The sequence below is a fragment of the Caproicibacter fermentans genome (assembly GCF_009746625.1).
GTDB classification, from domain to species: domain Bacteria; phylum Bacillota; class Clostridia; order Oscillospirales; family Acutalibacteraceae; genus Caproicibacter; species Caproicibacter fermentans.
Genome location: NZ_VWXL01000052.1, coordinates 75,464 through 102,363 on the forward strand (window position 1 = coordinate 75,464; position 26,900 = coordinate 102,363).

30 protein-coding genes and 1 riboswitch are annotated in these 26,900 nt (G+C 55.3%); of the genes, 9 read left to right on the plus strand and 21 right to left on the minus strand.

The features are described from left to right. Positions 1 to 92: 92 nt before the first annotated feature. From rbr to CAFE_RS08160, 3 genes are all read right to left on the minus strand, one after another. Positions 93 to 632: a rubrerythrin gene (gene rbr / locus CAFE_RS08150; RefSeq protein ID WP_156990315.1), complete on the minus strand. Its 540-nt coding sequence runs from the start codon at positions 630 to 632 to the stop codon at positions 93 to 95. Positions 633 to 729: 97 nt separating this feature from the next. Next, a complete protein-coding gene (locus CAFE_RS08155; protein ID WP_156990316.1) occupies positions 730 to 960 on the minus strand; it encodes a hypothetical protein in 231 nt (76 codons plus the stop codon). After that, positions 957 to 1,736, minus strand: a complete 780-nt coding sequence (locus tag CAFE_RS08160) for an alpha/beta fold hydrolase (protein ID WP_156990317.1) — start codon at positions 1,734 to 1,736, stop codon at positions 957 to 959. Before CAFE_RS08160 ends, CAFE_RS08155 begins: the two co-directional genes overlap by 4 nt. 1,604 nt (positions 1,737 to 3,340) lie before the next feature. On the opposite strand from CAFE_RS08160, the gene CAFE_RS08165 reads away from it, so the two are divergent. Further along, a complete protein-coding gene (locus CAFE_RS08165; RefSeq protein WP_156990318.1) occupies positions 3,341 to 3,568 on the plus strand; it encodes a hypothetical protein in 228 nt (75 codons plus the stop codon). A gap of 6 nt (positions 3,569 to 3,574) precedes the next feature. Here the strand turns inward: CAFE_RS08165 and ilvC are convergent, their stop codons facing one another. The 3 genes from ilvC to ilvB are packed head-to-tail and all read right to left on the minus strand — an operon-like array spanning position 3,575 to position 6,775. Continuing rightward, positions 3,575 to 4,612 carry a ketol-acid reductoisomerase gene (gene ilvC / locus CAFE_RS08170; protein ID WP_228725206.1) on the minus strand — a complete coding sequence of 346 codons (1,038 nt, stop codon included), beginning with the start codon at positions 4,610 to 4,612 and terminating at the stop codon, positions 3,575 to 3,577. A 15-nt stretch (positions 4,613 to 4,627) separates the two neighbouring features. Continuing rightward, the gene (gene ilvN / locus CAFE_RS08175) at positions 4,628 to 5,131 is read right to left on the minus strand and encodes an acetolactate synthase small subunit (RefSeq protein ID WP_156990319.1); all 504 of its coding nucleotides are present in this window, start codon (positions 5,129 to 5,131) and stop codon (positions 4,628 to 4,630) included. A 15-nt stretch (positions 5,132 to 5,146) separates the two neighbouring features. Beyond that, positions 5,147 to 6,775: a biosynthetic-type acetolactate synthase large subunit gene (gene ilvB / locus CAFE_RS08180; RefSeq protein ID WP_156990320.1), complete on the minus strand. Its 1,629-nt coding sequence runs from the start codon at positions 6,773 to 6,775 to the stop codon at positions 5,147 to 5,149. Positions 6,776 to 7,181: 406 nt separating this feature from the next. Here ilvB and CAFE_RS08185 point away from each other — a divergent pair, with 406 nt between their 5' ends. The 4 genes from CAFE_RS08185 to CAFE_RS08200 all read left to right on the plus strand — a co-directional run bounded on the left by CAFE_RS08185 (position 7,182) and on the right by CAFE_RS08200 (position 8,878). After that, the gene (locus tag CAFE_RS08185) at positions 7,182 to 7,652 is read left to right on the plus strand and encodes a hypothetical protein (protein ID WP_156990321.1); all 471 of its coding nucleotides are present in this window, start codon (positions 7,182 to 7,184) and stop codon (positions 7,650 to 7,652) included. A gap of 148 nt (positions 7,653 to 7,800) precedes the next feature. Beyond that, complete coding sequence (locus CAFE_RS08190) at positions 7,801 to 8,109, plus strand: hypothetical protein (protein WP_156990322.1); 309 nt, start codon at positions 7,801 to 7,803, stop codon at positions 8,107 to 8,109. Between the two features lie 25 nt (positions 8,110 to 8,134). After that, positions 8,135 to 8,455: a hypothetical protein gene (locus CAFE_RS08195; protein ID WP_066645526.1), complete on the plus strand. Its 321-nt coding sequence runs from the start codon at positions 8,135 to 8,137 to the stop codon at positions 8,453 to 8,455. Between the two features lie 21 nt (positions 8,456 to 8,476). Then, a complete protein-coding gene (locus CAFE_RS08200) occupies positions 8,477 to 8,878 on the plus strand; it encodes a hypothetical protein (RefSeq protein ID WP_066645528.1) in 402 nt (133 codons plus the stop codon). A gap of 390 nt (positions 8,879 to 9,268) precedes the next feature. On the opposite strand, the gene CAFE_RS08205 is transcribed toward CAFE_RS08200, so the two are convergent. From CAFE_RS08205 to CAFE_RS08255, 11 genes are all read right to left on the minus strand, one after another. Next, positions 9,269 to 10,609, minus strand: coding sequence for an MATE family efflux transporter (locus tag CAFE_RS08205; RefSeq protein ID WP_156990323.1), 1,341 nt, complete (start codon positions 10,607 to 10,609; stop codon positions 9,269 to 9,271). A 314-nt stretch (positions 10,610 to 10,923) separates the two neighbouring features. After that, a complete protein-coding gene (locus CAFE_RS08210; protein ID WP_156990324.1) occupies positions 10,924 to 11,496 on the minus strand; it encodes a TetR/AcrR family transcriptional regulator in 573 nt (190 codons plus the stop codon). Between the two features lie 90 nt (positions 11,497 to 11,586). After that, positions 11,587 to 12,312, minus strand: a complete 726-nt coding sequence (locus CAFE_RS08215; protein WP_156990325.1) for a TVP38/TMEM64 family protein — start codon at positions 12,310 to 12,312, stop codon at positions 11,587 to 11,589. Positions 12,313 to 12,395: 83 nt separating this feature from the next. Next, positions 12,396 to 13,682, minus strand: a complete 1,287-nt coding sequence (locus tag CAFE_RS08220; RefSeq protein ID WP_156990326.1) for an MFS transporter — start codon at positions 13,680 to 13,682, stop codon at positions 12,396 to 12,398. 313 nt (positions 13,683 to 13,995) lie between these two features. Further along, positions 13,996 to 14,430 carry a phage holin family protein gene (locus CAFE_RS08225; RefSeq protein ID WP_156990327.1) on the minus strand — a complete coding sequence of 145 codons (435 nt, stop codon included), beginning with the start codon at positions 14,428 to 14,430 and terminating at the stop codon, positions 13,996 to 13,998. Then, the gene (locus CAFE_RS08230; RefSeq protein ID WP_156990328.1) at positions 14,415 to 14,735 is read right to left on the minus strand and encodes a hypothetical protein; all 321 of its coding nucleotides are present in this window, start codon (positions 14,733 to 14,735) and stop codon (positions 14,415 to 14,417) included. The genes CAFE_RS08225 and CAFE_RS08230 overlap by 16 nt, the downstream gene beginning before the upstream one ends. Beyond that, positions 14,725 to 15,171, minus strand: coding sequence for an SHOCT-like domain-containing protein (locus CAFE_RS08235; protein WP_066645543.1), 447 nt, complete (start codon positions 15,169 to 15,171; stop codon positions 14,725 to 14,727). Before CAFE_RS08235 ends, CAFE_RS08230 begins: the two co-directional genes overlap by 11 nt. Positions 15,172 to 15,206: 35 nt before the next feature. Next, a complete protein-coding gene (locus tag CAFE_RS08240) occupies positions 15,207 to 15,575 on the minus strand; it encodes a DUF2089 domain-containing protein (RefSeq protein ID WP_066645545.1) in 369 nt (122 codons plus the stop codon). 443 nt (positions 15,576 to 16,018) lie between these two features. Further along, the gene (locus tag CAFE_RS08245; RefSeq protein ID WP_156990329.1) at positions 16,019 to 16,867 is read right to left on the minus strand and encodes a deoxyribonuclease IV; all 849 of its coding nucleotides are present in this window, start codon (positions 16,865 to 16,867) and stop codon (positions 16,019 to 16,021) included. 179 nt (positions 16,868 to 17,046) lie between these two features. After that, entirely contained in the window at positions 17,047 to 18,141 is a 1,095-nt protein-coding gene (gene ychF, locus CAFE_RS08250) for a redox-regulated ATPase YchF (RefSeq protein WP_156990330.1), read from the minus strand. A 202-nt stretch (positions 18,142 to 18,343) separates the two neighbouring features. Continuing rightward, on the minus strand, positions 18,344 to 20,497 hold the full coding sequence (locus CAFE_RS08255; protein ID WP_156990331.1) for a Tex family protein: 2,154 nt from the start codon (positions 20,495 to 20,497) through the stop codon (positions 18,344 to 18,346). A gap of 114 nt (positions 20,498 to 20,611) precedes the next feature. Here CAFE_RS08255 and CAFE_RS08260 point away from each other — a divergent pair, with 114 nt between their 5' ends. Next, on the plus strand, positions 20,612 to 20,998 hold the full coding sequence (locus tag CAFE_RS08260) for a VOC family protein (RefSeq protein ID WP_066645552.1): 387 nt from the start codon (positions 20,612 to 20,614) through the stop codon (positions 20,996 to 20,998). A gap of 9 nt (positions 20,999 to 21,007) precedes the next feature. Here CAFE_RS08260 and CAFE_RS08265 read toward each other — a convergent pair whose 3' ends face one another. Continuing rightward, entirely contained in the window at positions 21,008 to 21,790 is a 783-nt protein-coding gene (locus CAFE_RS08265; protein WP_066645858.1) for a DUF1624 domain-containing protein, read from the minus strand. 174 nt (positions 21,791 to 21,964) lie between these two features. Here CAFE_RS08265 and CAFE_RS08270 point away from each other — a divergent pair, with 174 nt between their 5' ends. From CAFE_RS08270 to CAFE_RS08280, 3 genes are all read left to right on the plus strand, one after another. After that, entirely contained in the window at positions 21,965 to 22,357 is a 393-nt protein-coding gene (locus CAFE_RS08270) for a thioesterase family protein (RefSeq protein WP_083210080.1), read from the plus strand. Next, positions 22,354 to 23,013, plus strand: coding sequence for an HAD hydrolase-like protein (locus CAFE_RS08275; protein ID WP_156990332.1), 660 nt, complete (start codon positions 22,354 to 22,356; stop codon positions 23,011 to 23,013). The genes CAFE_RS08270 and CAFE_RS08275 overlap by 4 nt, the downstream gene beginning before the upstream one ends. A 24-nt stretch (positions 23,014 to 23,037) precedes the next feature. Then, a riboswitch (TPP riboswitch) is annotated at positions 23,038 to 23,149 on the plus strand. Positions 23,150 to 23,214: 65 nt separating this feature from the next. After that, a complete protein-coding gene (locus CAFE_RS08280) occupies positions 23,215 to 23,787 on the plus strand; it encodes an energy-coupled thiamine transporter ThiT (RefSeq protein ID WP_156990333.1) in 573 nt (190 codons plus the stop codon). A gap of 96 nt (positions 23,788 to 23,883) precedes the next feature. Here the strand turns inward: CAFE_RS08280 and CAFE_RS08285 are convergent, their stop codons facing one another. The 3 genes from CAFE_RS08285 to CAFE_RS08295 all read right to left on the minus strand — a co-directional run bounded on the left by CAFE_RS08285 (position 23,884) and on the right by CAFE_RS08295 (position 26,897). Beyond that, the gene (locus CAFE_RS08285; protein ID WP_156990334.1) at positions 23,884 to 24,792 is read right to left on the minus strand and encodes a glycine betaine ABC transporter substrate-binding protein; all 909 of its coding nucleotides are present in this window, start codon (positions 24,790 to 24,792) and stop codon (positions 23,884 to 23,886) included. 67 nt (positions 24,793 to 24,859) lie between these two features. Next, positions 24,860 to 25,702 (minus strand): ABC transporter permease, encoded by an 843-nt coding sequence (locus CAFE_RS08290; protein WP_066645560.1) that lies wholly within the window; start codon positions 25,700 to 25,702, stop codon positions 24,860 to 24,862. After that, positions 25,695 to 26,897 carry a quaternary amine ABC transporter ATP-binding protein gene (locus tag CAFE_RS08295; protein WP_066645561.1) on the minus strand — a complete coding sequence of 401 codons (1,203 nt, stop codon included), beginning with the start codon at positions 26,895 to 26,897 and terminating at the stop codon, positions 25,695 to 25,697. Before CAFE_RS08295 ends, CAFE_RS08290 begins: the two co-directional genes overlap by 8 nt. Positions 26,898 to 26,900 lie beyond the last annotated feature (3 nt).

Sequence of the window (26,900 nt, forward strand, 5' to 3'; positions counted from 1 at the left end):
CGGAAACCGGAAAAACAAATATTATGTTATGAAAAAACGGAAAGCATGTAAAAACGCTTTCCGTTTTGTAATATATTAGATATATTTTACAATTAGTAGTTATTTGCCCTGCGCTCAAAGAACGACTGCGGATGTTTGCAGGCCGGGCAAACCTTCGGCGCGGTCTTCCCGACATAGACGTAACCGCAGTTGCGGCAGACCCAAACGGTTTCTTCCCCACACTGGAACACAAGGTTGTCTTTTACGTTGCCGGTCAGTTTCGCGTAGCGTTCCTCATGGGTCTTTTCAATGCCGGCCACCAGGCGCATGGTTGCGGCAATCTCTTTAAAACCTTCCTCTTCGGCGGTTTTCGCCATGTTTTCATACATATCGGTCCACTCATAGTGTTCCCCGGCAGCCGCGTCCAGAAGATTTTCCGCGGTGGTCTTGATTCCGCCGCCGGAAAGATATTTAAACCAGAGCTTCGCATGCTCTTTTTCATTGTTTGCTGTTTCCTCAAAAATAGAGGCGATTTGCTCGTAGCCTTCCTTTTTCGCCTGCGATGCATAGTAGGTGTATTTGTTTCTTGCCTTCGATTCACCCGCGAATGCGTCCATCAGATTTTGTTCCGTTTTGCTTCCCTTTAATTCCATGTTAATTTCCTCCTTTAGCCGTATCTGATTTCTTTCTGTGATGTTATTATAGCACAGGATACGCGGAAGTCAATACAATAATAGGAATTATTATTAATTATTTTTTTCTCTTGCTGACCGTTCCATATCCGGAGAGCAGGCAAAGGAGAAACAGAAATACCAGGCGAAGCCAATCCATGCCGTTCCAGAAGCCCCCGCCGCAGACAAGCTCCGGGCTGAGGTTGTACTCATCCGCAAAAATCCCCTGGTTCCAGAACAGTGAGAGAGAAATCAAGAGGGAACAGAAGCTGATCACGAAGAGGACGAGGAACAGCCACCTGGACTTCATGTGGAGGAACCTCCTTCTTCATCCGGCGGCTCGGAAAACCACTGCCGCAGCAGGCGGACATATTCCCCGCAGTGCGCGATGCTGAGTTCCCCGTGGCGCATGCCTTTCGAAATGATCAGGCGGCTGCCGGGAATCGCTTTTTTCAACAGGCCCGCCGAAAGCTTCATCTCCGCGGATTCCCCGGAGCCGACCAGAATCAGCACCCTCGCTCCGGTGTCCTTCAGGGAGATCGGGAGATGGAAATCCCCGTTGCTTTTCAGGATGTGAATCAGGGAATTCAGGGTCAATTCTTGTGTGTCGCGGAAGTACGGTTCAAACAGCTCGTCGGGCAGGGAAAGCGCTTTTGCCTGAAGTTTGGCGAAGAAACGGAAGCGGATCAGCCCGTACGAAAGTCGGATCAGGGGTTCCGGAACGGTTCCGCCCCGGTCGTGGCCGGGTTGGACCAGCACGCTTTCCAGTACGGCGAAATCGGCGATGTCTCTGCGCTCGGCGAGCGCCTCCGCCGCGATCTGCCCGCCGAGCGACAGTCCGCACAAAGCGAACACGCGGCCGCCGCAGGCGCGGTCGATAAACCGGATCAGCTTTTCGGCGGAATCCCTGATGCTGAGAAAATCCATGCCGCCGTCTTCGCCGTGCCCGTCGATGATTGGCATGACGACGCGGTATTCGTCCGTGAGCAGACGGGCTGCGCCTTCGACCGACCACCACGAAAGTCCGCCGCCATGAAGCAGGATGACAACTGGATGCTCCGGTTGTCCCAATTCCTTGAATTTCATCTGCAAGGCCCTCCTTCTGGATATTAAAACTTTATTTAATCTTGGGGCTGGGCCCCTTAACCTAATTTTTTCTTATTTTCAGTTTGTTCTCAGGCCGGGCGTGGACGCAAAGCGGCATTTTTAATTTCTTCTTGGGGCAGAGTGCCCCTTAACCCAAAATATTTCTATTAATTTAGTTTGTCCTCAGGCCGCACGGGGACGCAAAGCGTCTATTGCGCTACGCGGCCTTAATCCTTCTATTTTATTCTTCTTAATTCTTCTTGGAGCTGATTGCCCCTTAACCCAAATTATTTCTTATTTTCAGCTTGTCCTCAGGCCGGACAGGCCCCTACTTTCGTCCTCAAACGAAAGTAGGCAAAGGTTGAGTAGGGGGGAGCAGCGTGACGCTGCATCCAAAGTGTCGGTAACAAGAGCGGCGAGAGGAAGTAAAGCTAAGCACTATTCTTCAGCCGTGGGCGCCGTAGGCGAGTAAGGGCCGGATGGCCTCCCCCCTACACCCCCGGCACCTGTCAAGGGGCCCGCTCCAATTCTCCAGTGTAGTGCTTTTCCTTGACGGTTCCCATTCTCTCCCTGCGTGCTTATTAAAAAGCGTACAGGGAATCGATAGATTGAAAGCAATCTTTTTCAAAGCTGAGTGATATATTACGTAAGCTTGAGTCAAGGCGAGCTAACGAATTACAGTTTCCCTAAAATAAAGCAGTGGCTTTTCTCCGGAGCCCCCGTCGTCAATGAGAAGCAGTAGGCTTTAAGAACATCGCTTTTCCCTTTGACAGGTGCCGGGGGGCGTCGGGGGGGACGGTTGGAGCCCTCCCTACGGGAGTTTGAAGTCCCCCCCGACCCGTACTTTGCATACTTTCGTACGGGATCGAAAGTATGGGCCCGTCCGGCCTGAGGACGAAGTAAATTAATTGAAGAAATTATGGTTAAGGGGCAATCAGCCCCAAATAAGAATTATATTTCTTCGCTGCGGCTGCAAAAGCCCCATTCCGACCCCGTGCGGCCTGAGGACGAAGAGAAAATTAGAAGAAATAGGGGTTAAGGGGCACTTGGCCCCAAATAAAAATTAGAATTTCTTCGCCGTCGCTGCCTGAAAGCCGCATCTTAACTCATAAGCGCACAGATGAAAAGAAAAGAATAAAAAAAGTGAAGACAAAAACAAGAAAAAAAGAATTTAAGTTGAAATTTATGGAAAGAAGCGGTATACTGTTTCTTGTAAGGCACATAAAAAAGTGCAAAGCAGGGACAGGGTGCTGGAACACCCCGCCCCCTGCATACGGAGCCATACCCTCCATACACAGCGGTAAAACCGCGCATTTGCAGGTAATATTATACCTCATTCCCCCTGCTTTGTACAGAGCGGGAAAAAAGGGGCGAAAAAAATTCCTGCTTTTCACGCGCGCCGGTGTATGGAATGAGAATTCCGTACCGGTGCTTTTTTGTGCCCTGTATTGGGCGAAACGCCCGTCCCCGCGTATTTTTTTGGCACGGAACCCGGAAATTTCGTGCCGCCATTCTCTCCGCGGGGGCGGGAACACGCCGCCCGGTACCGGCGGCTTTTCCGTTTTGAGAGGCGGGAAAGTGCAAAGCGCGTGAAAAGGAGTTCTTTGAATCAGGCAGAATTGGGCACGCTCTTATCAGGAGAGGTGCCGCAGGCAACATGGCTCTCCGTCCTTTTGAAACGGCGGGGCCGCCGACAAAACGACCGCGCGGATGCAGAAGCGTCCGCGCGGCCATTTTATTTTATGTTTCGTCCGTCCGGACGGGACGTTCACGACTTTAGTTTCCGGGAACTTCTGTTTTCCGTTTCAGCCGGCGGGCGCAGGGAACGTTGATCCTGCTCAGTCGATGGGCTGGTCGTTCCAGGAATACATCTTGCGCAGCTCCTTGCCAACGGATTCCAGCTCGTGCTCCGCTTCGATGCGGCGGCAGGCGTTGAAATGCGCGCGGCCGTTCTTGTTTTCCGCGATCCACTTGGTTGCGAAGGTGCCGTCCTGAATTTCGGAGAGAACCTTTTTCATTTCCTTCTTGGTCTCGTCGGTGATGAGCCGCTTGCCGGTCTCATAATCGCCGAATTCCGCCGTGTCGGAGATGGAGTAGCGCATCAGCGAGAAGCCGCCGCGGTAAATCAGGTCGACGATCAGCTTCATTTCGTGAATGCACTCGAAATACGCGTTTTCCGGCGCGTAGCCCGCCTCGACCAGCGTTTCGAACCCGGCCTTCATCAGGGCGGTCACGCCGCCGCACAGCACGCACTGTTCGCCGAACAGATCGGTTTCGGTTTCGATTTTAAACGTGGTCTCCATGATGGCCGCTCTCGCCGCGCCGAGCCCCGCGCCGTAGGCAAGCCCGATGTCGTGCGCCTTGCCGGTGTAGTCCTGCTCCACCGCGATCAGGCACGGAACGCCCTTGCCCGCCGTGTATTCGCTGCGGACCGTGTGGCCCGGGCCTTTCGGAGCGATCATGAATACGTCGATGTTCTTCGGCGGCTTGATCTGCTGAAAGTGGATGTTGAACCCGTGCGCGAACGCGAGGGCTTTTCCTTCCGTCAGGTACGGCGCGATATCCGTTTTATAAACGTCCGCCTGCTTTTCGTCCGGAATCAGAACCATGACGATGTCGGCGGCCTTGGTCGCTTCCGGCACAGTGAGGACTTTCAGCCCCGCGGCCTCGGCCTTGGCGCGGCTCTTGCTGCCTTCGTAAAGGCCTACGATCACGTTGACCCCGCTGTCGTGCAGATTCAGCGCGTGTGCGTGGCCCTGGCTGCCGTAGCCGATAATCGCGACAGTCTTTCCTTTCAGCAGATTCATGTCACAATCGGCTTCGTAATAGATCTTTGGCATTTTGCATTCCTCCTGGCCTTTCGGCGAATTTTTTATGAATAAAGAATAGAGTTATTCCTTATTGTTTTTTTTCAGCATGTCCGAGCCCTTTTCAATGGCGAGGGACCCGGCGCGGACAACCTCCCGGATTCCGTAGGGAGTCAGCAGCCCCAGCAGCGTGCGGCTCTGCTCTTCGTCGCCCGAAAAGCGCAGCGTTAAGGAAGAGGGCGCCACATCGATGATTTCCGCTCCCATCAGCCGCGCGACGTTGAGAACCTCCGCGTGCTGCCTGGATTTGCAGGCGACCTTGACCAGCGTCAGCTCACAGCTGACGAACGACCCGGGTTCCAGAACCTTGACCTTAATGACCGGGATCAGCTTGTTCAGCTGTTTTTCGACCTGCTCCACAATATATTCGTCTCCGTCGACCACGATGGTCATACGGGAAATTTTGGGGTTCTGCGTGGTTCCGACGGCAAGGCTGTCGATGTTGAATCCCCGGCGAGAGAACAGGCCCGCCACGCGGGACAGAACGCCCGGCTGGTTTTCCACCAGAACGGAAAGAGTATGTTTCATGCGGCTTTCCCTCCCTTACAGCGTCGGCGCGCAGGGATCGACCCGGCACACCAGCAGAAACGGCCCGGAGGCCTCGAGCATTTCCCGCGCAAGGTGTTCGGCGGAGTCGTTGGAATCCGCCAGCACGGACCGGATACCGTAGGCTTTCGCCAGCGCGACGAAATCGGGGTCCCCCGTCAGCTGCGTTGCGGGGCAGCGCCCCTCGTACCATTTATTCTGAATTTCCCACACCATGCCGAGCCTGGTGTTCTGCATCAGGATGATTTTTACCTCCGCGCCGCTTTCCACCAGGGTGGCCAGCTCGCACAGCGACATTTGGAACGCGCCGTCTCCGCAGATGCAGATCACCTGCCGGTTCGGCTTTGCCAGCTTTGCCCCAATGGACGCCGGCAGCGAATACCCCATGGTGCCCAGCCCGCCGGAGGTGAGGAACCGCCCCTGCTTCACATTAAAGCTGGAGGCCGCCCAGATCTGGTGCTGACCCACGTCGGAAACCAGAATCGCGTCCTCCCGCAGCAGGGACGAAAACGCGCGGAAGAAGGAGCGCGGCTCGACAAAACCCGTCCCGTTCTGCGGGGTGCCGTGGGGAACGAATTCCGCCCTTTCCTGTTTCAGCCGCCGGGTCCAGGCGCTGTCCTCCCCGGCCGGAACCATCTGCTGGGAAAGGCTTTTCAGCACTAAGCGGACGTCGCCGACGATCGGAATGTTGACCGCCATGTTTTTCCCGATTTCCGCCGGGTCGACGTCAATATGAATGATCGTCGCTTTTTCCGTGATTTTTTCCGGGTCGTTGACGGCGCGGTCGCCGACCCTTGCCCCGCAAAGCAGGATGCAGTCCGACTCGTGAATCGCGCGGTTCGCGTTTTCGTGCCCGTGCATGCCGATCATGCCGAGGTAGAGCGGGCTGTCCATCGGCATCACGCCGAGTCCCATCATGGTCGAAACGACCGGTATCCGGGTTCCCTCCGCAAAGGAGATCAGCTCTTCCCGCGCGGCGGCGCTCACCACGCCCCCGCCGCAGACGATCAGCGGCCGTTTTGCCGCGCGGACGGCTTCCGCCGCGCGTTTGACCTGTACGGCGTGCCCCTGCGTGCGGGGCTTGTACCCGGCGATTTCGGCTTTCTGAGGATAAGTGAAAGAACCCGTTTTTGCCGTCTGCACATCCGTGGGAATGTCGATCAGCACCGGGCCGGGCCGCCCGGTGGAGGCGATGTGGAACGCCTCTTTAAACACGCGCGGCAAATCCGCAAGATCCTTGACCAGGTACGAGTGCTTTGTAAACGATTCGCACGCGCCGGTGATGTCTGCTTCCTGAAACACGTCGCGCCCCAGGAGCCACTGGTTGACCTGCCCGGTAATCGCGATTAAGGGAATCGAATCCATATACGCGGTCGCAATGCCGGTAATCAGGTTCGTCGCGCCGGGGCCGGAGGTCGCCACGCACACGCCCGGTTTGCCGGAAGCGCGCGCGTAGCCGCTCGCCATATGCGCGGCGTTCTGTTCCTGCCGCACCAGCACATGGCGGATGTTCGACAGGGACAAAGAATCGTAAAAAGGGCAGATGGCAGCGCCCGGATAGCCGAATACCAGCTCGACCTGCTCGCTTTCAAGGCATTTGACCATGATTTCGGCTCCGGTAATCAAACGTACCACTCCCTTGCTTTCGTTTGAATATTTTGTCTTCCATTATAAAATGGATTCGGATGCAAGTCAACACTTTTATTTAGTAAAGTACGAAATGAGCCGTTATGAATTTTTGAGCAAAAGCCGGTAGTGACAAATCGGAAATATGGTTTGAAGATTTTCCCAATGATTCCCGGCTTTTTTCATGCGAAGCAGCCTTAATTGAAAAATTTTAAAAATTTTTTTAAAAAAGCTGTAACAAAATAGGGTGTTACGGTGTTGTATTAATTAGAGGGATGTAAATTCTTCCAATTTTTTAAAAGTGGGTGATACCGATGCAGAATTAAAGAGACGGTCTTTTGCGAATGCCTATTGCCTGAACGAACGCCAAAAAACTTTGTTGAAAACGAAGGGAGATTTATTTACAATGAAAACAAAAAGAATGGTATCATTTCTTCTGCTAATTTCCATGGTGTCTGCTTTTCTAGTTTTTCCGGCCAACGCGGCGGAAAAAGGTGTTGTACAAAAATACAATACAAATGGTGGTATCACCATCAAAAGCACCTTGCCGGTTGATGGCCCCACTGATGGAGCAATTGCTGCAGACTCTTATAGTGGAAGTAGATATGGTGATTTGTCTACTGCTTCAAAGTGCGCTGCACTTGTGGCAGCTATTTGTGGATATGGCTCCGCAGCAAAAGCTTTCGCGAAAGCAGCACCAATTATAGCTAATTTGGATAATATAGGCGCACCCGCCAATGTTTATTATGTTTGTACTGAGTATTATACAGACGAAACAGAAATGTACTACTATTACAAGTATGACTTTTATAGTGATCCTTCACATTCGAATTATCTCGGATCTTCGTATACATCAATTATAACAAAATGGTATTAATATAGAAATTAATACTCAACATCTCTTTACAGCGTATTGTGTAGAGAATAAACTGTAAATAAGAATGCGCCTTGAAATATTTTTATTCAAATCAAGGCGCATTTTTATACTATATCATCTTTTTAACTTGTTGAAGGGGGGATGTCTGATGCAGAATGTTTTTCAAAATATCCGAGCCCTTGCGCTCCAAAATAACCAGAATGTTTGGACAGTTCTGATAAAAGTTGCGGTTCTGCTTGCGATGGTGGTCTTTCTTTTTCAGTTCTATCAATATAAGGCGCGGAAGAAACCTCTTCGTTATCCAAAACTTCACGCCGGCGGGCATTTTCTGTCTTTTCTCGTCGATGTTTATCTGGCAATCGTTCTTTCTCTCAGCCAATTTATCGGATTAACGCTGTTCATTTTGGCGTCGTATGCCTATTCCATTTACTATAAGCCGCCGGAAGCCAAACATTGACGCGGCGGAAAAGGAGCTTTTAACGATGCCGAAACGCAATTTTTTCTGGTATGCTTTATACTCGGTTTTCGCCGCGTGCACGCTGGTGGCCGCCTCGGCGGGCCAGTGGATGAAACGCGAAACCATGGGAACGGGGCCGCTGCTGTATCTTACCATTGCATTTTTATTTTTGACGCTGATTTTCCTGCTTCTGTTCTATAAAACGGATCAAGAACTTTTCTTTGCCCTGATTGCCCGCAAAAGCGGCGCGTTCCCCGCGTCCGTTCCCAAGTGGCCCCATTATCTCGTGCTTGCGGCGATTGTTTTGTTTTTCGTTTCCTGCTTTCTGGGGCTGATCCCCAAATAAAACCGCCAAAGGAGGATGAAAATGAAAGTGAAACCGCTCTGGGCGCTGTCCTTTCTCATTGCTATTCTTTACAACCTTTTTTTCTTTACGCTGCTAGTCTGCTATTACGGCAAGGTTTCGTCCATTGTTTCCTTTTTCTCCGATTTGGATGTCACGTTGATTTTTCTTGTAATCGGACTCATTGTTTTGTCCCTGCTCTACTTTCTTCTGTTATGTGCCGCAAAGCCTTTTCAGCGGATGAATAAAAAGGAAATCCGAATAGTTATTGTGATTGTCGTCTGCGAGTGCGCCGCTCTGCTCCTGATTTACCCGAAGGCGCCTTCCCTGCCAATCGGTTATCTTTGTCTGGAGGTTTTGTCGCTTCAGATACTTTTTTATTTATACCGCATGAAACTGGCAAATGGAAAGGATATGTTCCAATGAAAATGAAAGTGAAACCACTCTGGGCGCTGTCCTTTCTCATTGCTATTCTTTACAACCTTTTTTTCTTTACGCTGCTAGTCTGTTATTACGGCAAGGTTTCGTCCGTTGTTTCCTTTTTCTCCGATTTGGATGTCACGTTGATTTTTCTTGTAATCGGACTCATTGTTTTGTCCCTGCTCTACTTTCTTCTGGTATGCGCCGCAAAGCCGTTTCAGCGGATGAGCAATAAGGAAATCCGAATAGTTATTGTAATTGTCGTCTGCGAGTGTGCCGCTCTGCTCCTGATTTACCCGAAGACGCCTTCCCTGCCAATTGGTTATCTTTGTCTGGAGGTTTTGTCGCTTCAGATACTTTTTTATTTATACCGCATGAAACAAAGGGATTGGAAGATTAATTCCGCGCCGCTTCTTGCATTTTTTCGTTCCGGATATACAGGAAACGAAACAGCGCTGCCGCCGAAACCGCCGCCACCGCGTGGCTGACGAGCACCGCCCACCAGACCCCGCCGAGGCCGAGGCTTCCCCGCGACAGAACAAACGCGAGCGGCATCCGGATGACAATATAGTAGAAAATCATGAGCGCCATTCCCATGCCCGGCTTTCCCATTCCGTTCATTGTGCCGAGGAAGCAGTTTGTCACCGTATTCAGCACATATCCCACGCCGATGACGCCGAAATACCACGCGACGATTTTCGCTACGTCCGCGCTGCTTAAAAACAGACCGGAAAGCCAACCGGCAAATCCCACGACCGGCACGGTCAGCAAGACCAAAAGCACACAGCCGAACAGCAGGGACTTCTTCGTGTAATCGGCGGCGCGGTCGGCGCGCCCCGCGCCGAAGCACTGCCCGGTGATGGTCGTCAGCGCCATGTTCAGCGCCATGGCGGGATAAAAAAGGATGATTTCCAGTTTTCCGGTCACGCCGTAGGCCGCGACGGCGGTCACGCCGAATCCGCCCACGATGGCGGTCAGCACGCCGGTGCTCAGGGCGGGAATGCTCTGCTGTACGGCGGAGGGCAGGGCTTTGAACAGAATCTGTTTTCCCTCGCTCCATTCAATGGCGGAAATCTGAACGTGAAACAGCTTTTTCCGCGCGAGATATGCAATGAGAATCACCACGGAAAGCGTCTGTGAAAGCAGCGTTGCGGCGGCCGCCCCGGCGAACCCCCATAAATGGATGAACAGCGGGTCAAGGCAGGCATTCAAAATGGTGCAGAATAAAATGGAGACCGCCTGAAGCGTGGTGTTGCCGTAGCTGCGCAGCACGGTGGTGAAATAAAGATAAAAGTAATCGGCGGGCAGCGCGAGCAGATACAGCGCAAGATAGCTTTTTGCCAGAGGGAAGACGGACGCGGGCGTGTTCATCGCGCGCAGAATCCCGTCAGCGAACCCTTCGCACAGGCCGGTTAAGAGAACGCTCATGACTAGAAATCCCATGAACGAAGTGGAGATCAGCGCCGTCACCCGCTTTTCGTCCTTTGCGCCGATTGCCTGCGAGAGCGGAATCGAAAGCCCGTTGGAAGCGCCCATCCCGAGCGCGGTCAGAATCAGAATGATGGGGGTGGAGCTGGTCAGCGCCGCCATCGCGCTTTCCCCCAGCAGGTTGCCGATCCACAGACTGTCCACCAGGTTATACGCCATGTTCAGCACCAGCGCCATGAGCAGCGGCAGCGCCATTTTCATCAGACCGGAGGTCGTCTTTTCCTCCGCGAAATTGATCCTTGATTTCATCAAAATTCTTCCTTTCTGAGTTGCCGGGGGATTCCATTCCCCTGCGGCGGTATCCGAAACGCAGGACCCAATGAGAAACTGGATTCTATCGTTAAAGGCATTGATGCTGAATGAACGCCATTCATCAAAAAGCGAACCATCGTCTTTCCTCCGAAATACAAATAAGGTTTTCTAGGAGAAGAAAATTTATATGAATGAATATCATTCAACAAAATGGCAAAAAAACCTTTCAAAAACGAAAGGATTTTCTATTTCGGCGGAGCTGCATGCACGCCGGCGGGGCGCGGAAATAGATCCGAACGGATCCGTCCGCGTTAAAACAATTCCAGCATCTTGAGCTGAAACTGACGAATGCGGCGGGATTTTTCCTCCGGAGCAAGGTCATGCGACAACAGAATGCCGAGCTGCCCGTAAATGAAAAAACTGGCCGCCGTGCGCGCGTCATCCACATGGATTTCCCCGGCTTCCTGCGCATTTTGCAGCTGTTTCGCCAGTAACGGCGTTAACTTTTCACACAGGCGCAGAGAAAGACGGTCGTGGAACGGGCGGCTTCCCTCGCCGTGAAAAACGCGGTAATAATCGCTCCCCTCGCTTTCGATCTGCGGGTAAGCAGGCGAGCAAAGAATCTTTTCGCGCGGGGTTTTGCTCCCGTCGCACAGAATCGGAAGCATCTTGCTGACCTGCATGTCGGCGTAGTGGTCGATCGCCGCCTCAAACAGGGCTTCTTTCGAGGGAAAATAGCGGTAGCAAAGGCCCTGCGCGATCTTTAGCGATTCCGCGATGTCGCTGATGGAGGTTTTATCGTACCCTTTTTCGCTGAACAGCTTCATTGCGGCGTCCAGAATTTCCTGTTTGCGCTCTTCCGGCTCTTTCGTAATCCGCGTCATTGCGTCATCTCCTTCGGGATAAAACCAGAATAGCACAACGGCGATGTTTTGTCAATGAATAATGTTCATTCAATAAAATTTTAACGGAAGCTATTTTTTCCGCGCGGTGGCGGAGCGGTAGATGAAAAACGCCGCGAGGGCGGGAACCGCGACAACGCAGAGCAGCGGAATCGCCCGCGCGTAGTTTCCGCTGCCGAGCGCGTGCCCGCCGAACGAGCAGAAGAGCAGCGCCGGGACGCGGACCAGCGTGGAAATGGCGAGGAAACGTGAAAACCTCTGCGGCACGAAAGCGGCGGAAAGAATGAACAGCCGCTTCGGCAGGCCGGGAATCAAAAACACGGTCCATGTGGCAAGGCGGCGCGCCGTTTCGTCGCGCAGAATCCACGGGCTTTCCCCGTGCGGGAATAAGAGAAGGAAGAACCGCTCCCCAAACAGCTTGGCAAGGGTAAAAATCAGCGCGGTAGAGCATACGACGGAAACGAGCGTCAGCAAAAAGCCGCCGAACGGCCCGAAAAGATAACCGGCCGCGACCGCCGTCACTTCCAGCGGGAGCGGCAGGAACCCCTGTACCACCTCGAGGCCGAAGACCGTCAGGACGCCGAAAGCACCCTGACGCCGAACGACGGCGCGCAGGCGTGCCGGGTCGGAAAGCATGACCGCCAGCGGACGGCACAGCGCCGCCGTCAAAAGGACAAACAGGGCGAGCGCCGCCGCCAGAACCAGCGCGCCCAGCAGGGTTTCCCTCCGCCGGGCGCGCCGTTCCGGCGCGGCCCCGCCGTTTGCGCGCGACTTCATTCGAATCAGGATGGTTTTCAAGCGAATTCTCTCCCGCTCCCGTTCATTTCCCGTGTTCTATTATTATATGGCGGGCGGAACAGGAAATTCACGGGAATGGGAAATCATTCCTCTGCGATTTCCGATTCGGCTTCGGTCGTACACGCGCCGGGCGCCTGCGGTTCATCCCGGGGCGCCGTGCTTTTTGGAACGATAAACTCACGGGAAGAGCGGCTCGCGACAATCAGCAGCGAGAAAAACATAGAAACGGCAAACGCGGAAGAAATTACGGCACGCAGAGGAAACACTTCACCCAGCGCACCGGCCAGCGCCATCGCGATGGGGGTCAGTCCCTGCACCGTCATCATCATGAACGACATGACCTTTCCGCGCATCTCCTGCGCGGTAGAAGTTTGCACCGCCGCCATGAACAGCACGTTAATCAGCGCGTTTGCAAATCCGCCCAGTGCAACCAGAATAATCATGAGCGGCACGGCGCTTTGATAAATGCCCGCGATGAAGCTCAGGTTGCTGACAAGACATGCCGCAAGGTAGGCAGGGACGATGCTTTTCGGTTTCAGCGTCACAATGGAAAACAGAAGAAAGCCAAGCATTGAGCCGCCCATAAAACTGCCCATGATCATGCCGTAGCCGGAAGCGCCGAGAACCGGAGAATTATTGCAGAACGGCAGAATCAGCGTAATGCCGATATAGGCACAAAAGTTGCACATCGCGGCTGCCAGCAGAACCAGCCGCATGCCGGGAAAGCGCCACATATACCGGAAGCCGTCCTTCATATCCTGAAGAAAGCTGACCTTTTTCACCTGTTTGCTGTCCGGAATGTTGACAAAGCCCATGGAGCCGCCCGAAAACAGGAAGGACAGGCCGTCGAACAGAAACAGCGCGGGCGCGCCCAGCGCCTGATAGAGAAATCCGCCCGCGACGCTGCCGATCAAGTTGGAGCCGGTCGATACGATGGAAAACGCGGAATTGGCGTTCGCGATTTTTTCCTGCGGAACCAGGTCGGGCACGGAGGAAAGAACCCCGGGGCTGAACACCGCGCCGCAAAGGCTCAGGATAATCCCGGCGGCGAACACCATCCAGACCTGGAGCGCGCCGTTCCACGCCGCGCCGGCAATCAGCAGGATGCACACAGAGCGAAGCAGATCCATTGCGATAAACAGCCTTTTTTTATGCGCGCGGTCGATTAAAACGCCCGCGAACGGAGAAATCAGAACGCCCGGCAATGTGGAGGCCGCCATCAGCGTGCCCATCATCGCGGTGGAGCCGGTCACGGCGAGCACCCAGAACCCCAGCGCGATGCTGTAAACCGCGTCGCCCGCCGTCGAAACCAGCTGCCCCTGCCATAAGATTAAAAAGTCTTTATTCCATAATTTTTTACTGTTTTGCATATGCGTTATTTTCACCCTTTCAATTTTTGGGGAATTGCTAATTTGAGTTACAGGCCGCGCGCCGACCGGTCAGCACACGTTTCACAAGTCCTGAAACTTACAGAAATTCCGAAAAATGGCTGAATGTTGGTCTGAAAAAGGGCGCACGAACCGACAGCTTTATCGTTTTGATAAAACCTGATGCTCCCGCGCAAAATTCGCTTTGCGCGCTGGTTTGCTTTCTTCCAGTGTGATTCAGTTTTTTATTCTATGAAACCGGGCCGCCGTGCCGCGGCAGAGTGTCCGCCCCGCCGCGGGCCCCGGCCGGTTTTATTCAGCGGGCCTTGTGCGCGAACATCATGTTTCCCAGTGAGATCAGCAGCGAAATAAAGACGCACACCCACAGCCCGTGGATCGCGATGCCCGGAATCAGCGCGGCCGCCAGAGCGACCACCACCCCGTTGACCACGAGGCTGAACAGCCCGAAGGTCACCAGAGAAAACGGCAGCGCCAAAAGCTGAAGCAGCGGGCGGAGAAAAATATTGAGAACCCACAAAACGGTGGCGCAGGCGATCAGCGCCGGAAGTCCGCCCCACAGGACGAACCGGCCGGGGAAAATCTGCGAAGTCAGGAACAGGGAAACGGCGCAGACCAGCCACTTTACAAAGAGTTTCATTGTTGTTTTGCCCTCCAAATCAATCAGATACCGGTACCGCACAGGGTGAATGCGGTTTGCCGGCGGAAAACCGTCTTTCAGCGAAGCAGGCATTTCACCTGCACCCGGTGCCCCCCGGGGCTTTCCACGTCCACATCGACAAGGTCCGTCGGGCCGGAGCGGGAGAGCTCCCGCGCGGTTTGACGGATGGCGGCGGCGATGGCGGCGGCCGGAATGAAATCCAGCCGGTTTCGAACGCCGGGGAACCACTTTGCCGCCGTCAGCACGTCTTCCGCCATGTCGGCCCACTGGCACAGCAGAAGCGTCGGCACAGGCACGCCGAACGCGAATCTGCGTTTTCCGGGCGGATTCTGGATCCGCACCGAAACCCACAGCACCATTGCAGGCCTATTCCACATAGATCCTTACCTTGGAGTTTCCTTCCCCCTCGCCGTCGCCGGAATCGACATTGATGAAATCTTCATCCGTGCCGCTTTCAATCAGCTCTTCGACTTCCGAAAGGATCGCGGCGACATCGATGCCCTGCTGTTCCAGCTCGAGTCTGGTCTTTTTCGGAATGCTGGAGGATGCAATCGGGCCAAGGGCGCGAATCAGCGAGATGGGGATGCTGACGTTCACTTTCGATTTGCCTTTATTCGCCTCGTCGCTGTCGACCAGAATTCTCAGCTTTTTCGGCTTGCGGCCGCGATTGTCTTTTAAAACGACCGGCTCCGGGGCGGGTTCTTCGGGCTGCTCGCGCTTTTCCAGCGCGTCGAGAAGCTGCTCCGCTTCCTCGGTTGTAATCGCTCCGTCGCGAAGCAGGTTTAAAATGCGGGTTTTTTCATTGCCGTTCATGAGGAATTCCTCCTTGAAAATTGTTTTGATACGGATTATTTACCGGAAAGAAGTCTGGCGGCTTCCTGTGCCGTGATTTTTTTTTGTTCCAAAAGGTCCAGCACCTCCTGCGTATCCGGAAGCGCCGGTGCGGGCGGGTCCTGCGGGAACAGCGCCGCAAGCAGGTCTTCGAGCATGTTTTTCACCGTAGGGTACGAAACAGACAGCGTGCGTTCCACTTCTTTGATATTCCCGCGGCATTTCAAAAATGTGTCGAGAAACAGCTTTTGCTTTTCGTCCAGCGAGCAATATCGGCAGGGAGCGAACGTTCCCGTAATCTCCGACGAGCAGTTCGGGCAGGTCAGGCGCGTGATCTGCAGTTCTGACCCGCAGACGGAACATTTGGTTGGCGCCGAATATGCCATGCGATCATCCTCCGTTCTTCGATCTGATACTATCATAATCACTATTCTTAAAAATGTCAATTATAAAATCAATATTTTTAAGTTTATTTTTAATATTTTTAATTTCATAGCTGCTTTTATTCAAAATCCGTGAAAAATTCATCCGGTTTCTTGCAATTTTGCCCGCTGGATGCCAGAATAGAATTAAATTGCGGGAACGAGGAGCTGTTGGCGGTGAAAGGGGCAAAAATCGCGCGAAAATATCTGGGCGGCGGAGACCTGGCCGCGCTGTTCGAAGCCATTGGAGGAGGAAAACCTGGAGGTCACGGACGAGGAAATCGGCGCCGAGGTTGAAAGGCTGCTGCGCGGCCTGTAAAAAAAAGCCCCCGGAAAAGCTCCGGAGGCTCACGTGTTGATTGGAAACAGGGCTGAAAAAATACAAATTGTATAGAAAAGTATAAATATTACAAAGATTTGTCGAGTTTTTTCCATTCCAGCGAGATTTCCGCGATTTCCCGTCCGTGGCCGGAAAGGTCGTTCGGCGTTTCCAGAATCAGCGGCAGGTCCCGCACGGCGGGATGACGCGCGAAATGGAGCAAAGCCCCGAACCCGATCTGCCCTTTGCCGATCAGCTCATGGCGGTCTTTGCGGCTGCCGAGGGGATTTTTGCTGTCGTTCAGGTGGACGGCTTTCAGCCGCCCGAGACCGATGACGCGGTCGAATTCCGTGAGCACCCCGTCCGGGTCGCCGACAAGATCGTACCCCGCGTCGAACACATGGCAGGTGTCCAGGCAAACGCCCACTTTTTCCGAAAGCTCCACCCGGTCCAGAATAGCGCGCAGCTCTTCAAAGCTGCGGCCGACTTCGCTTCCTTTGCCCGCCATGGTTTCCAGCAGAACCGTGGTGTTCATCTCCGGCGTGAGCGCTTCGTTGAGCGTGTCCGCGATCCTGCGGATTCCCTCCTCCGCGCCCTGCCCGACGTGACTGCCCGGGTGGAAGTTATAGAAATTTCCGGGCAGGCGTTCCAGCCGCTCCAGATCGTCCGCCAGAACCGACCGCCCGAACGCGCGCGTCTTTTCGTCGCCGGAGCAGACGTTCATGGTATAGGGCGCGTGAGCGACAAACGGGCCCATCCTGTTTTCCCGCATCAGAGAAAGAAATTTGCTTTCGTCCTCCGGGTCGAGCGCGCGGGCTTTTCCGCCGCGCGGATTGCGCGTAAAAAACTGAAACGTGTTTGCGCCGATGGAAAGCGCGTCGCGGCCCATCGCGGCGTATCCCTTCGCGGCGGAAAGATGGCAGCCGATTTTCAGCATCCGGTTTCTCCTTGTTTTTCATACAAATATTGGGGCTTTTGGCCCCACTTGGCCTAATCCCGGGGCTGAGTGCCCCGTAACCTTCAGTTGAAGGTTCTAAAGTTGAGAACCAAATTTGTTTCTTTTCGTTTCTAATACTCAAGGCCGCGTAGCGCGAAAGACGATTTGCGTCCCGGATTTTAGACGTTAAAGCGGAACAGCACCACGTCGCCGTCGCTCATCACATAATCCTTGCCCTCGCTGCGGACAAGCCCTTTTTCCTTCGCGGCGGCAAGGGAGCCGCAGGCGATCAGGTCGTCGTAAGCGACGACCTCCGCGCGGATGAATCCGCGTTCGAAATCCGTATGGATTTTACCTGCGGCCTGAGGGGCCTTGGTCCCTTCCCGGATCGTCCACGCGCGGACCTCCGGTTCCCCGGCGGTCAGGAACGAGATAAGCCCCAGCAGCGAGTAACAGGCGCGGATCAGGCGGTCCAGACCGGACTCATCGAGTCCCATGTCGGCAAGGAACAGCACCTTTTCCTCCGGTTCCAAGCCGCTGATCTGCGCCTCTGTTTCGGCGCAGATCGGCAGCACGCCCGCGTGCTCGCTTTCGGCGAATTCTTTTACCACCCCAAAATACGGATTCTTTTCCACGCCCGCCGAAAAATCGCCTTCGCTCATGTTCGCGGCATAGATGATCGGTTTATTCGAAAGCAAGGCGACGGAAGCGAGCAGCTCCGCCTGATCCTCCTCGCATTCGACCGTGCGCGCGGCCTTTCCCTCGTTCAGAACATCCTTGACGTGCTTGAAGAAATCCAGCTCCGCCTGATATTTTTTATCGGCCTTGATCATTTTCTGTGTGCGCTCGATGCGCCGGTCGAGCACCTCAAGGTCGGAGAGAATCAGCTCCGTGTTGATGGTTTCGATGTCGCGCTTCGGGTCGATGCTGCCGTCCACATGCACGATGTCGTCGTCCTGAAAGCAGCGCACCACATGCACGATTGCGTCGCATTCGCGGATGTTGGCGAGGAATTTGTTGCCGAGGCCCTCTCCCTTGGAAGCGCCGCGCACCAGCCCGGCGATATCGACAAACTCAATCGTTGCGGGTGTGTATTTTTTCGGGTGGTACATCTCCGCCAGCTGATCCAGGCGTTTGTCCGGAACGGCGACCACGCCGACGTTCGGCTCAATCGTGCAGAACGGATAGTTCGCGGCCTGTGCGCCCGCGTTGGTAATCGCGTTGAACAGCGTGCTTTTGCCGACGTTCGGCAGTCCTACAATACCCAGTTTCATCGGTGAATCCTCTCTCTTTTCAGTGTGTTTTTTCGGCGGCGCCGTTTTCGCACCGGGATATTCGGGCATCCCGCTTTCGCGGAAAAATATTTTCAACCATATTATAAAACTTTGTGGAAAAAACCGCAAGGAAGAGTCTTCTCGTGCCGCGCGCCCGGCTGCTCAAGCCGCTTTGTGTCCCCGTGCGGCCATGAGGGCAGAATCAAACTTTCTTCTGTTGCTTCATCGAAAGGGAAATGCGCTGCTTCTTCACGTCGACCGACAATACGCGGACATTGACAATATCCCCAACCTTCAGGACTTCCGACGGGTGCCTGATAAACCGGTCGCAGACCTCTGAAACGTGAACCAGCCCGTCCTGATGCACGCCGATGTCGACAAACGCGCCGAAGTCGATCACGTTGCGGACCGTGCCGGTCAGCTCCATGCCCGGCTTCAAATCCTCCAGCTTCATCACGTCGGTGCGAAGAAGCGGCTTCGGCAGCTCGTCGCGCGGGTCGCGGCCCGGCTTTTGCAGCTCGGCGACGATGTCCATCAGCGTCGGCACGCCGACCCCGGCTTCCGCCGCGGCTTTTTCTTTTCCGATTTGCGTCACCTTTTCCGCAAGCCCCGGAAAGCTTCCCCGATTTACTTCTGCGGGGCTGTAATCGCACAGTTTTAACAGCGCCTTCGCCGCGTCATAGGATTCCGGGTGTACGGCGGTGTGGTCCAGAATATTCTCACTTTCGGGAACGCGCAGAAATCCCGCGCACTGCTCGAAGGCCTTCGGGCCGAGCTTCGGTACCTTTAAAAGCTCTTTGCGGGCGCGGAACGCACCGTTTTCCTCACGGTATTTCACGATGTTTTTCGATACCGCCGCAGTGATTCCGGCAATATGCTCCAGAAGCGACGGCGAGGCCGTGTTCAGGTCCGCGCCGACCGAGTTGACGCAGTCCTCCACCACGCCGGAAAGCGCCGAGTCCAGCATCTTTTTCGGCATGTCGTGCTGGTACTGGCCCACGCCGACCGCCTTCGGGTCGATTTTGACCAGCTCCGCCAGCGGGTCCTGCAAACGGCGCGCGATCGAGACCGCGCTGCGCAGGGTTACGTCGAATTCCGGGAATTCCTGCGCGGCCAGCTTGCTCGCCGAATAGACGGACGCGCCCGCCTCGCTGACCACCATGTAGGAAACGCCCGCGTCCAGCTCACGGATGACCTCGGCGGCGAACTGCTCCGTCTCGCGCGACGCGGTGCCGTTTCCAATGGCGATGACCTCCACATGATGCTTCAAAATCATCCGGCGGACGGTTTCTTTGGCCTGCTCCACCTTCGCCTGCGAATGGGTCGGGTAAATGACCCCGGTGTCCAGTACGCGTCCGGTCGCGTCCACCACGGCGACCTTGCAGCCCGTGCGGTACCCCGGGTCAAGGCCCATCGCGATTTTGCCGCGCACCGGCGGCTGCATGAACAGCTGCCGCAGATTGACCGCGAATACCTTAACGGCCGATTCGTCCGCCGCTTCCGTCAGGGAGTTGCGGATTTCCCGCTCGATGGAGGGAAAAATCAGCCGGGTGTAAGCATCCTCGCAGGCGGAGCGCACCGCGCGGGCACAGGCGGTATCGCCGCGGACGCATTCGGAAAACACGATGTTCAGCCCGCGGGCAGGGTCCAGCTCGACGGAAACCTTTAAAAATTCTTCTTTTTCCCCGCGGTCGACGGCAAGCACGCGGTGCCCCGCGATTTTGTTCACCGGCTCGCGGTAATCGTAATACGGAGCGTAAACGCTGTCCTCGTCCGGCTTCGCCGCTTTTGAAACCAGAATCCCGTGCGCGAGGGTCACGACGCGGAGCCTGCGGCGGATCTGAGCGTTGTCGGAGACGTTTTCCGCGATGATGTCGAGCGCGCCGGCGAGCGCGTCCTCCGGCGTATCGACTCCTTTTTCCGGGTCGGCGTACTGCTTTGCAAAAGAAAGCGGTTCGCCGGGGCCCTGCTTTTCAATCAGCTCCGCGAGCGGGGCCAGTCCTTTTTCTTTTGCGACGGACGCCCGCGTCTTTCGTTTGGGGCGGAACGGGCGGTAAATGTCCTCGATTTCCGCCAGCGTCTCCGCCTTTTGCAGCGCCGCCGCTGTCTCCGGCGTCATAAGGCCGGTTTCCCCGATCAGCGCGCCGACTTCCTCCCGGCGTTTTTCCAGCGAGCGCAGATATTCCAGCCGCTCCGCGATTTCCCGCAGCTTCTGGTCGTCCAGCGAGCCGTGCGCCTCCTTGCGGTAGCGCGCGATGAACGGAATCGTGTTTCCTGCGTCGATCAGCTCGACGATGTTTTTCACCTGCCATTCCTGCAGGCCGAACTGTCGTGTCAATTCCAGGGTCGGATTCATGGAATCCCTCCAAAAATCGTAAGATTATCGTTCTTTTGGGACAGTAAATGTGGTAATATATAGAAAATCAATACTCCCGCGCTCAGGGGCGGGGAAAAACGGAGGAGTCGGAATATGACGATTACCCACGCAGCGATTTACACACAGAACCTGAAAAAGCTGGAAGAGTTTTACTGCAGGTGGTTCGGCGGCAAAGCCGGGCCGGAATATGAAAATCCGTCGAAAGGTTTTTCCTCCCGTTTTATCAGCTTTGAGTCCGGCGCAAGGCTGGAGCTGATGCACAGCCGGAACCTGAACGAAACCGTCCGGCGCGAATTCACGGCGGGCTATGCGCACCTTGCGTTTTCCACGGAATCGGAGCGGGAGGTGGATAATCTGACGGCCCGCATGAAGGAGGAGGGCGTGCCCGTGGTGAGCGGGCCCCGCAGGACCGGGGACGGTTACTATGAAAGCTGCGTTCTTGACCCGGACGGCAACCGGGTCGAAATTACCGCCGGATAACTCCGGTTTTCAGGAAAGATAGGGCGCCAGCGGTTTTAGAAGCAGGCACAGGCCGTAGATGACCGGCTGGTGGAACAGGTACAGCACAAGCGCGTGACGCCCGAACCACGAAAGAATCGGCACCTGCGGGCGGTAGGCGATCTCCGGGAAACGGCCGGCCTTTGCCAGCTTGCCCACAAAGGTGCCCGCCGCGAAAACGAAAATCCACGGCAGAACGGGAAAGTAATCGGAGCTTTTGAAGCCGGGGCCGGGAAAGCCGAGCGGCGCGAGCCACGCGAACGTGTAAAGCCCGCCCGGAAGAGGAATGCCGAAGCCCGGTCCGCAGCCCAGAAAACCGCGCGGCACGCCGCGGGTCAGAAAATACAGCGCGAAGCAGGCGATCACGGCAATCCACGAAAAACGGAACCGGTCGGCATACGGCTTCAAAAAGCCGAACAGGATCATGCAGACCGCAAGAAAGTGCAGCACGCCGAACGTGATGACGTCCTCCGGCACGAAAATCCGGGTGACCAGCGTCACGCCGAGCGCGACGGCCAGCAGCTTCGTCCCCCGCCTGAGGTTGGAGTGCGTCAAATACGAGGCGATGCCCGAAATAAACAGGAACATCCCGGCGAAAAAAGGTTCGGCGGGCATAAAAAAATTGAAAAAGTAAACGCCGATATTATTTCCGAACAGATAGCCGAACGTATAAAATCCGTGGTAAAACACCATGCAGAACACGGCGAATCCGCGGAGCTCGTCCATCAGGTGAATTCTTCCGCGTCCGTTCGGCGCGGTGATGCTTTCCGGCATGGAGGCGCCTCCCTTTGGGTAATAACCGGCCGCAAGGAAATCCTCGCGGATTTCCCGGCGGTCAAGGATGAAATCCTTTTTTGGATATGATATAATAAAGTAGAATACCGTGCCCGTTCTTTCCGGGCACAAAAGAAATCATATTATTATATCATGCAACTGGAGGAAATTACAATGCCGGATACTCGATTGACGAAAGAATACGCCGTCACGCAGGAACTGCTTGCCTCCCGCATGGGCAGCGGGGCGCTGCCCGTGCTGGCAACGCCCGCCGTTTCGGCCTTTTTTGAAAACGCGGCGATGGAGCTTGCCGCCGGATTCCTTGCGGACGGCGAAACGACCGTCGGGTCGAAAATCACCGTGGAGCACCTCGCGCCGACCGCGCCGGGCTGCGCCGTAACGGTGACCGCCGAGCTGCTGGAGCATGAAAAAAGGATATTTCGCTTTCGCCTGGAAGCGCGGGACAACGCCGGGGTGATTGCAACCGGCACGCATGAACGCGTCAGCGTGAAAAGCGACCGCTTTCTGCAAAAGGCCGACCAAAGAAAAAGCGCGGTGGCCGAATGAGCTTTCGTCATGACCTCGTCCTGTTTGACCTGGACGGCACCCTGACGGATTCCGCGCCGGGGATCACCGGCGGGCTGAAGGAAGCTTTTCAAAAAATCGGCTGGCCGGTTCCGCCGCGGGAAACCCTGCGCAAATTTATCGGCCCCCCGGTCCGGAACAAGCTCAATGAGACGTATTCGGAAATGAATGAGGAAGCCGTCTCCGAATTCATCCGGTTCTACCGCGATTATTATAACAGCCGGGGCGCGTATGAAAATTCGGTTTACCCCGGCATTATGGATCTTCTGGCGCAGCTGAAGGCGGGCGGCGTCCTGCTTGCGGTCGCAACCTCCAAGCCGGCGACCCCGGCCAAGCGGGTTTTAGATCATTTCGGTCTTGCGCAGCCCATGGATTATATTTCGACCGAAGACGATTCCGAATCCGGCAGGGGAAAAGAACATCTGATTCTGCCGGTTCTGGAGCAGTCCGGCGTGCCGGCGTCCCGCGCGGTCATGGTCGGGGACACCAAGTACGACGCGGGCGGCGCGCGCAGGGCCGGAACCGATTTTGTCGGCGTTCTGTACGGGTTCGGCTCGCAGGAGGAAATGGAGCGCGAGGGCGCGGAAAATTTCGTCGGCTCGGTCGAAGAGCTGCGTGATTTTCTGGTTGACAAATAACACGCGCTGTTGTATGATAATCCCAAAATAGAAAAGGGGTGCTGGGTATTTCCCGGCTGAGAGCAGGCGGATTGATGCCTGAAACCCATAACCTGATCTGGATAATGCCAGCGTAGGAAAACGAAAGTTACGCTCCGCGCAGGCCGCGGGGCGTTTTTTGTTCTCCATTAGCAGAATTCCGGACGAAATGGAGGGGCAATTATGACAAATGAGAACACGAAAACAACGGGACTGAATCCGACGGTGCTCCGGTTGGTGGAAAGCGCGGTCATGCTTGGGCTTGCGACGGTGCTGAGCCTGATCAAGCTTTACCAGATGCCGCTGGGCGGGTCGGTGACGCTTTGCAGCATGCTGCCGATTTTGCTGATCGGCTACAAGTACGGCGTAAAATGGGGCCTGCTCACGGGCTTTACCTACGGGGTGATCCAGCTTTTGCTGGACCTCGCGGCTGTGATGTCGTGGGGGCTGACTCCCGTGGCAATTACGGTATCGTTTCTTTTTGACTATCTTCTGGCGTTTGCGTTCCTGGGCCTTGCCGCCGTTTACGGCAGGAGCTTCCCGAAATTTGTGGCGGGGATGTTCACGGGAGTGCTTCTGCGCTTTGTATGTCACGTCATTTCGGGCGCGACGGCTTACCTTTCGTGGGTGCCGGCGGAATGGAGCGGTCATCCGTGGCTTTATTCCATGGCGTATAATGCTTTTCTTCTGCCGGATATCGCCATCTGCCTGGTCGTCGGCGGCCTTCTTTACAAACCTCTGAAGAGGTTCCTTTAATTCTTAGGCGGATTTGGATTTCAACAAGGAGCGGCGCCCCGGACGGGGCGCCGCTCCTTGTTGAAAAATACTGTTTGGAGGAAGATATGCCGTCGGTTAAGATTTCGCGGGCAGCCAGCCGTTGACCAGGTCCTCGTTGCTGTTCATCCAGGAACGGGCCGCTTCCAGCGGATCGTCCGCGTCCGCGACGGCGCCCATCAGGTCGCCGAGCTGATCGCTTGTCATCTTGAAATTGGTGAGGAACTTCGCAACGTCCGGAGCTTTCTCATCCAGCTTTTTAGAGCCGAGCTTGTGGATGGATTCCGCTTCGCCGTAGGTTCCCTTCGGGTCTTTCAGGAATTTCAAGTCCCATTTGGCGAACATCCAGTGCGGCTGCCAGCCGGTCACAACAATCGGCTCCTCGTTGTCAACGGCCTTTTTCAGCGCCGCCGTCATGGTCGGGCCGCTGCCCGGCATCAGCTTGTAATCAAGGCCGTAATCCTCAAGCGCCTTGTCGGTCGTCGTCATGATTCCCGCGCCGGAATCGATGCCGACAATGGTGCCGTCGAATTTATCTTTGTTGGCGTTCAGCTGGTCGATGCTGTCGATATCGACATAGGACGGAACGACCAGGCCGATTTTCGCGTTGTCAAAGCTGACCCCGTAATCCTTCACTTCGGAACCGTATTTATCCATATAACTTTTATGGGTAACCGGAAGCCAGCAATCCAGGAAAACGTCGGTGCCGCCGCTTGCCAGAGAAGCAAATACCGGCGCGACGTCCGTCTGAACCTGCTTGGTATCGTACCCCATCTTATCTTTTAAAATCGCGCTCATCAGGTTCGTCATGGCGATATCTTCCGACCAGTTGACGTAACCGATTTGAATCTCGGGTTTCGTTCCCCCGTTTTTCGCGCTGCCTGTCTGGCTCGCCGCGGAGCTGCTTTCCCCGTTCTGGGCGCATCCCGCAAGCATACCCAGGCAGATTGCGCCTGCCAGTATTGCCGCTGTAATTGATTTCTTCATTTCAATCCCCTTTCAGAATAGAATGTGTAAATTTATTGAAAAGCCAAAGTGGCATTTTCCGATAAGATTATTTAGCGTTGATCTTATTTCGGTTTGATTTGCCGATTCCCTGCGTGATGCGGTCCAGAATCATCGCGAGAATGACGACGGCGAGGCCGCCCTCGAATCCCTTGCCGACCTCCAGCTGCGTGATGCCCTGCAGCACGGTGATGCCGAGGCCCTCCGCGCCGATCATGGAGGAAATGACCACCATGGAAAGCGAAAGCATGATCGTCTGGTTCAGCCCGGCCAGGATGGTCGGCATTGCGAGCGGAATCTGCACCTTGAACAGCATCTGGTTGCCGGTGCAGCCGAAGGAGCGCGCCGCTTCGATCACGTCGCCCGGAACCTGCCGGATGCCGAGGTTTGTCAGGCGTACGGCGGGCGGCATGGCGAAGATCACGGTCGCGACGGCGCCCGGCACCACGCCGAGGTCAAAGAAATAAACCGCGGGAATCAGGTACACAAAGGCGGGCATGGTCTGCATGAAGTCCAGAATCGGCCGGATGATGCGGTTGGCCGATTCGCTTCGCGACATCCAGATGCCGACCGGGATCCCGATGAGCAGGGCGATCAGCGTGCTGGTTATGACCAGAGCCAGCGTTTCCATCGTCTCCGTCCAAAGGCCGATGGAAACGACGACCAGAAGCCCGACCGCGGTAAAAATCGCGGTGCCGCGGCCGGCGAGACGCCAGGCAAGCAGCGCCAGAATCACGATCATGACATAGAACGGGATAAAGTTGAACAGGTGCTCGAAGGAAGTTACGACCCAGAGCAGGATCATTTTGATCCCGCCGAAAAAACCGGCCCAGTTTTCCGTCATCCAGTCGATGGCCTTTTCCACCACATCCCCGATCGGAAGTCTATACATTTTCATCATCCTCCCCGAGGATACCCGACAGAACGGATACTTTCATAATGATGCCCACCACTTTTTGCTCCTCGTCGACCACGACGATCGGGTATTTGGAATTGATGACGAGGGGAAGAAGTGTTTCAATGGAGGTGTCGGGCGAAACGGTCTCCACATTTGTGTCGATGGCGTCCTTGACGCTCTCCGGCTCGTGGGCGCCTGCTTTCAGCAGGTCCACCGCTTTGTCGATGGAGAGAATCCCTTTCAGGTGCCGGTCCCTGTCGACGACGAAAATGCTGGAAATGGAGGCTTCCCTCATTTTGCGGACGGCAACCCGCACGCCGTCTTTCGCGTAGGCGATGGGGTCCGGCCTCCTCATGATGGTGGAAGCGGTGACAACCTTGACGCGGTTGACGTCCTGTACGAATTCGCGAACGTAATCGTCCGCCGGATTCGTAAGGATGTCCTCCGGCGTGCCGGTCTGCACGATGACGCCGTCCTTCATGATCGCGATCTTGTCGCCGAGCTTCAGCGCCTCGTCCAGGTCGTGCGTGATAAAAATGATGGTCTTGTGCATTTTGGTCTGCAGCGCCAGCAGCTCGTCCTGCATCTCCTTGCGGATCAGCGGGTCAAGCGCGCTGAACGCTTCGTCCATCAGAAGAATATCCGGGTCGTTCGCCAGCGCGCGCGCCAGGCCGACGCGCTGCTGCATGCCGCCGGAAAGCTGGGAGGGCATGCGGTCCTCGTGTCCCTCCAGCCCCACCAGGCGAAGCGCTTCGCGCGCTCTTTCGCGGCGGGTGTTCGGGTTCACGCCCTGAATTTCAAGCCCGAATTCCACGTTGCTTTCCACCGTGCGGTGCGGCAGCAGGGCGAAATTCTGAAAAACCATCGCGATCTTTTTGCGGCGGATTTTCAAAAGGGCTTCCTTATTGCTGGCGGCGATGTTTTCGCCGTCGATCCGCACCTCGCCGGCAGTCGGCCGGATGAGCAGGTTCAGGCAGCGGATCAGCGTGGACTTTCCGCTGCCGGAAAGCCCCATCACGACGAAGATTTCTCCTTCCTCCACCTGAAAATTCGCGTTGTTCACGCCGACTCCGTGTCCCGTGGACTTCAGGATTTCGGCTTTCCCTTTCCCTTTTTCCAGAAGCGGGATGATCTTTTTTGGATTGGAACCGAAAATTTTATATAAATTTTTGACTTCTACTTTCGGCATTCC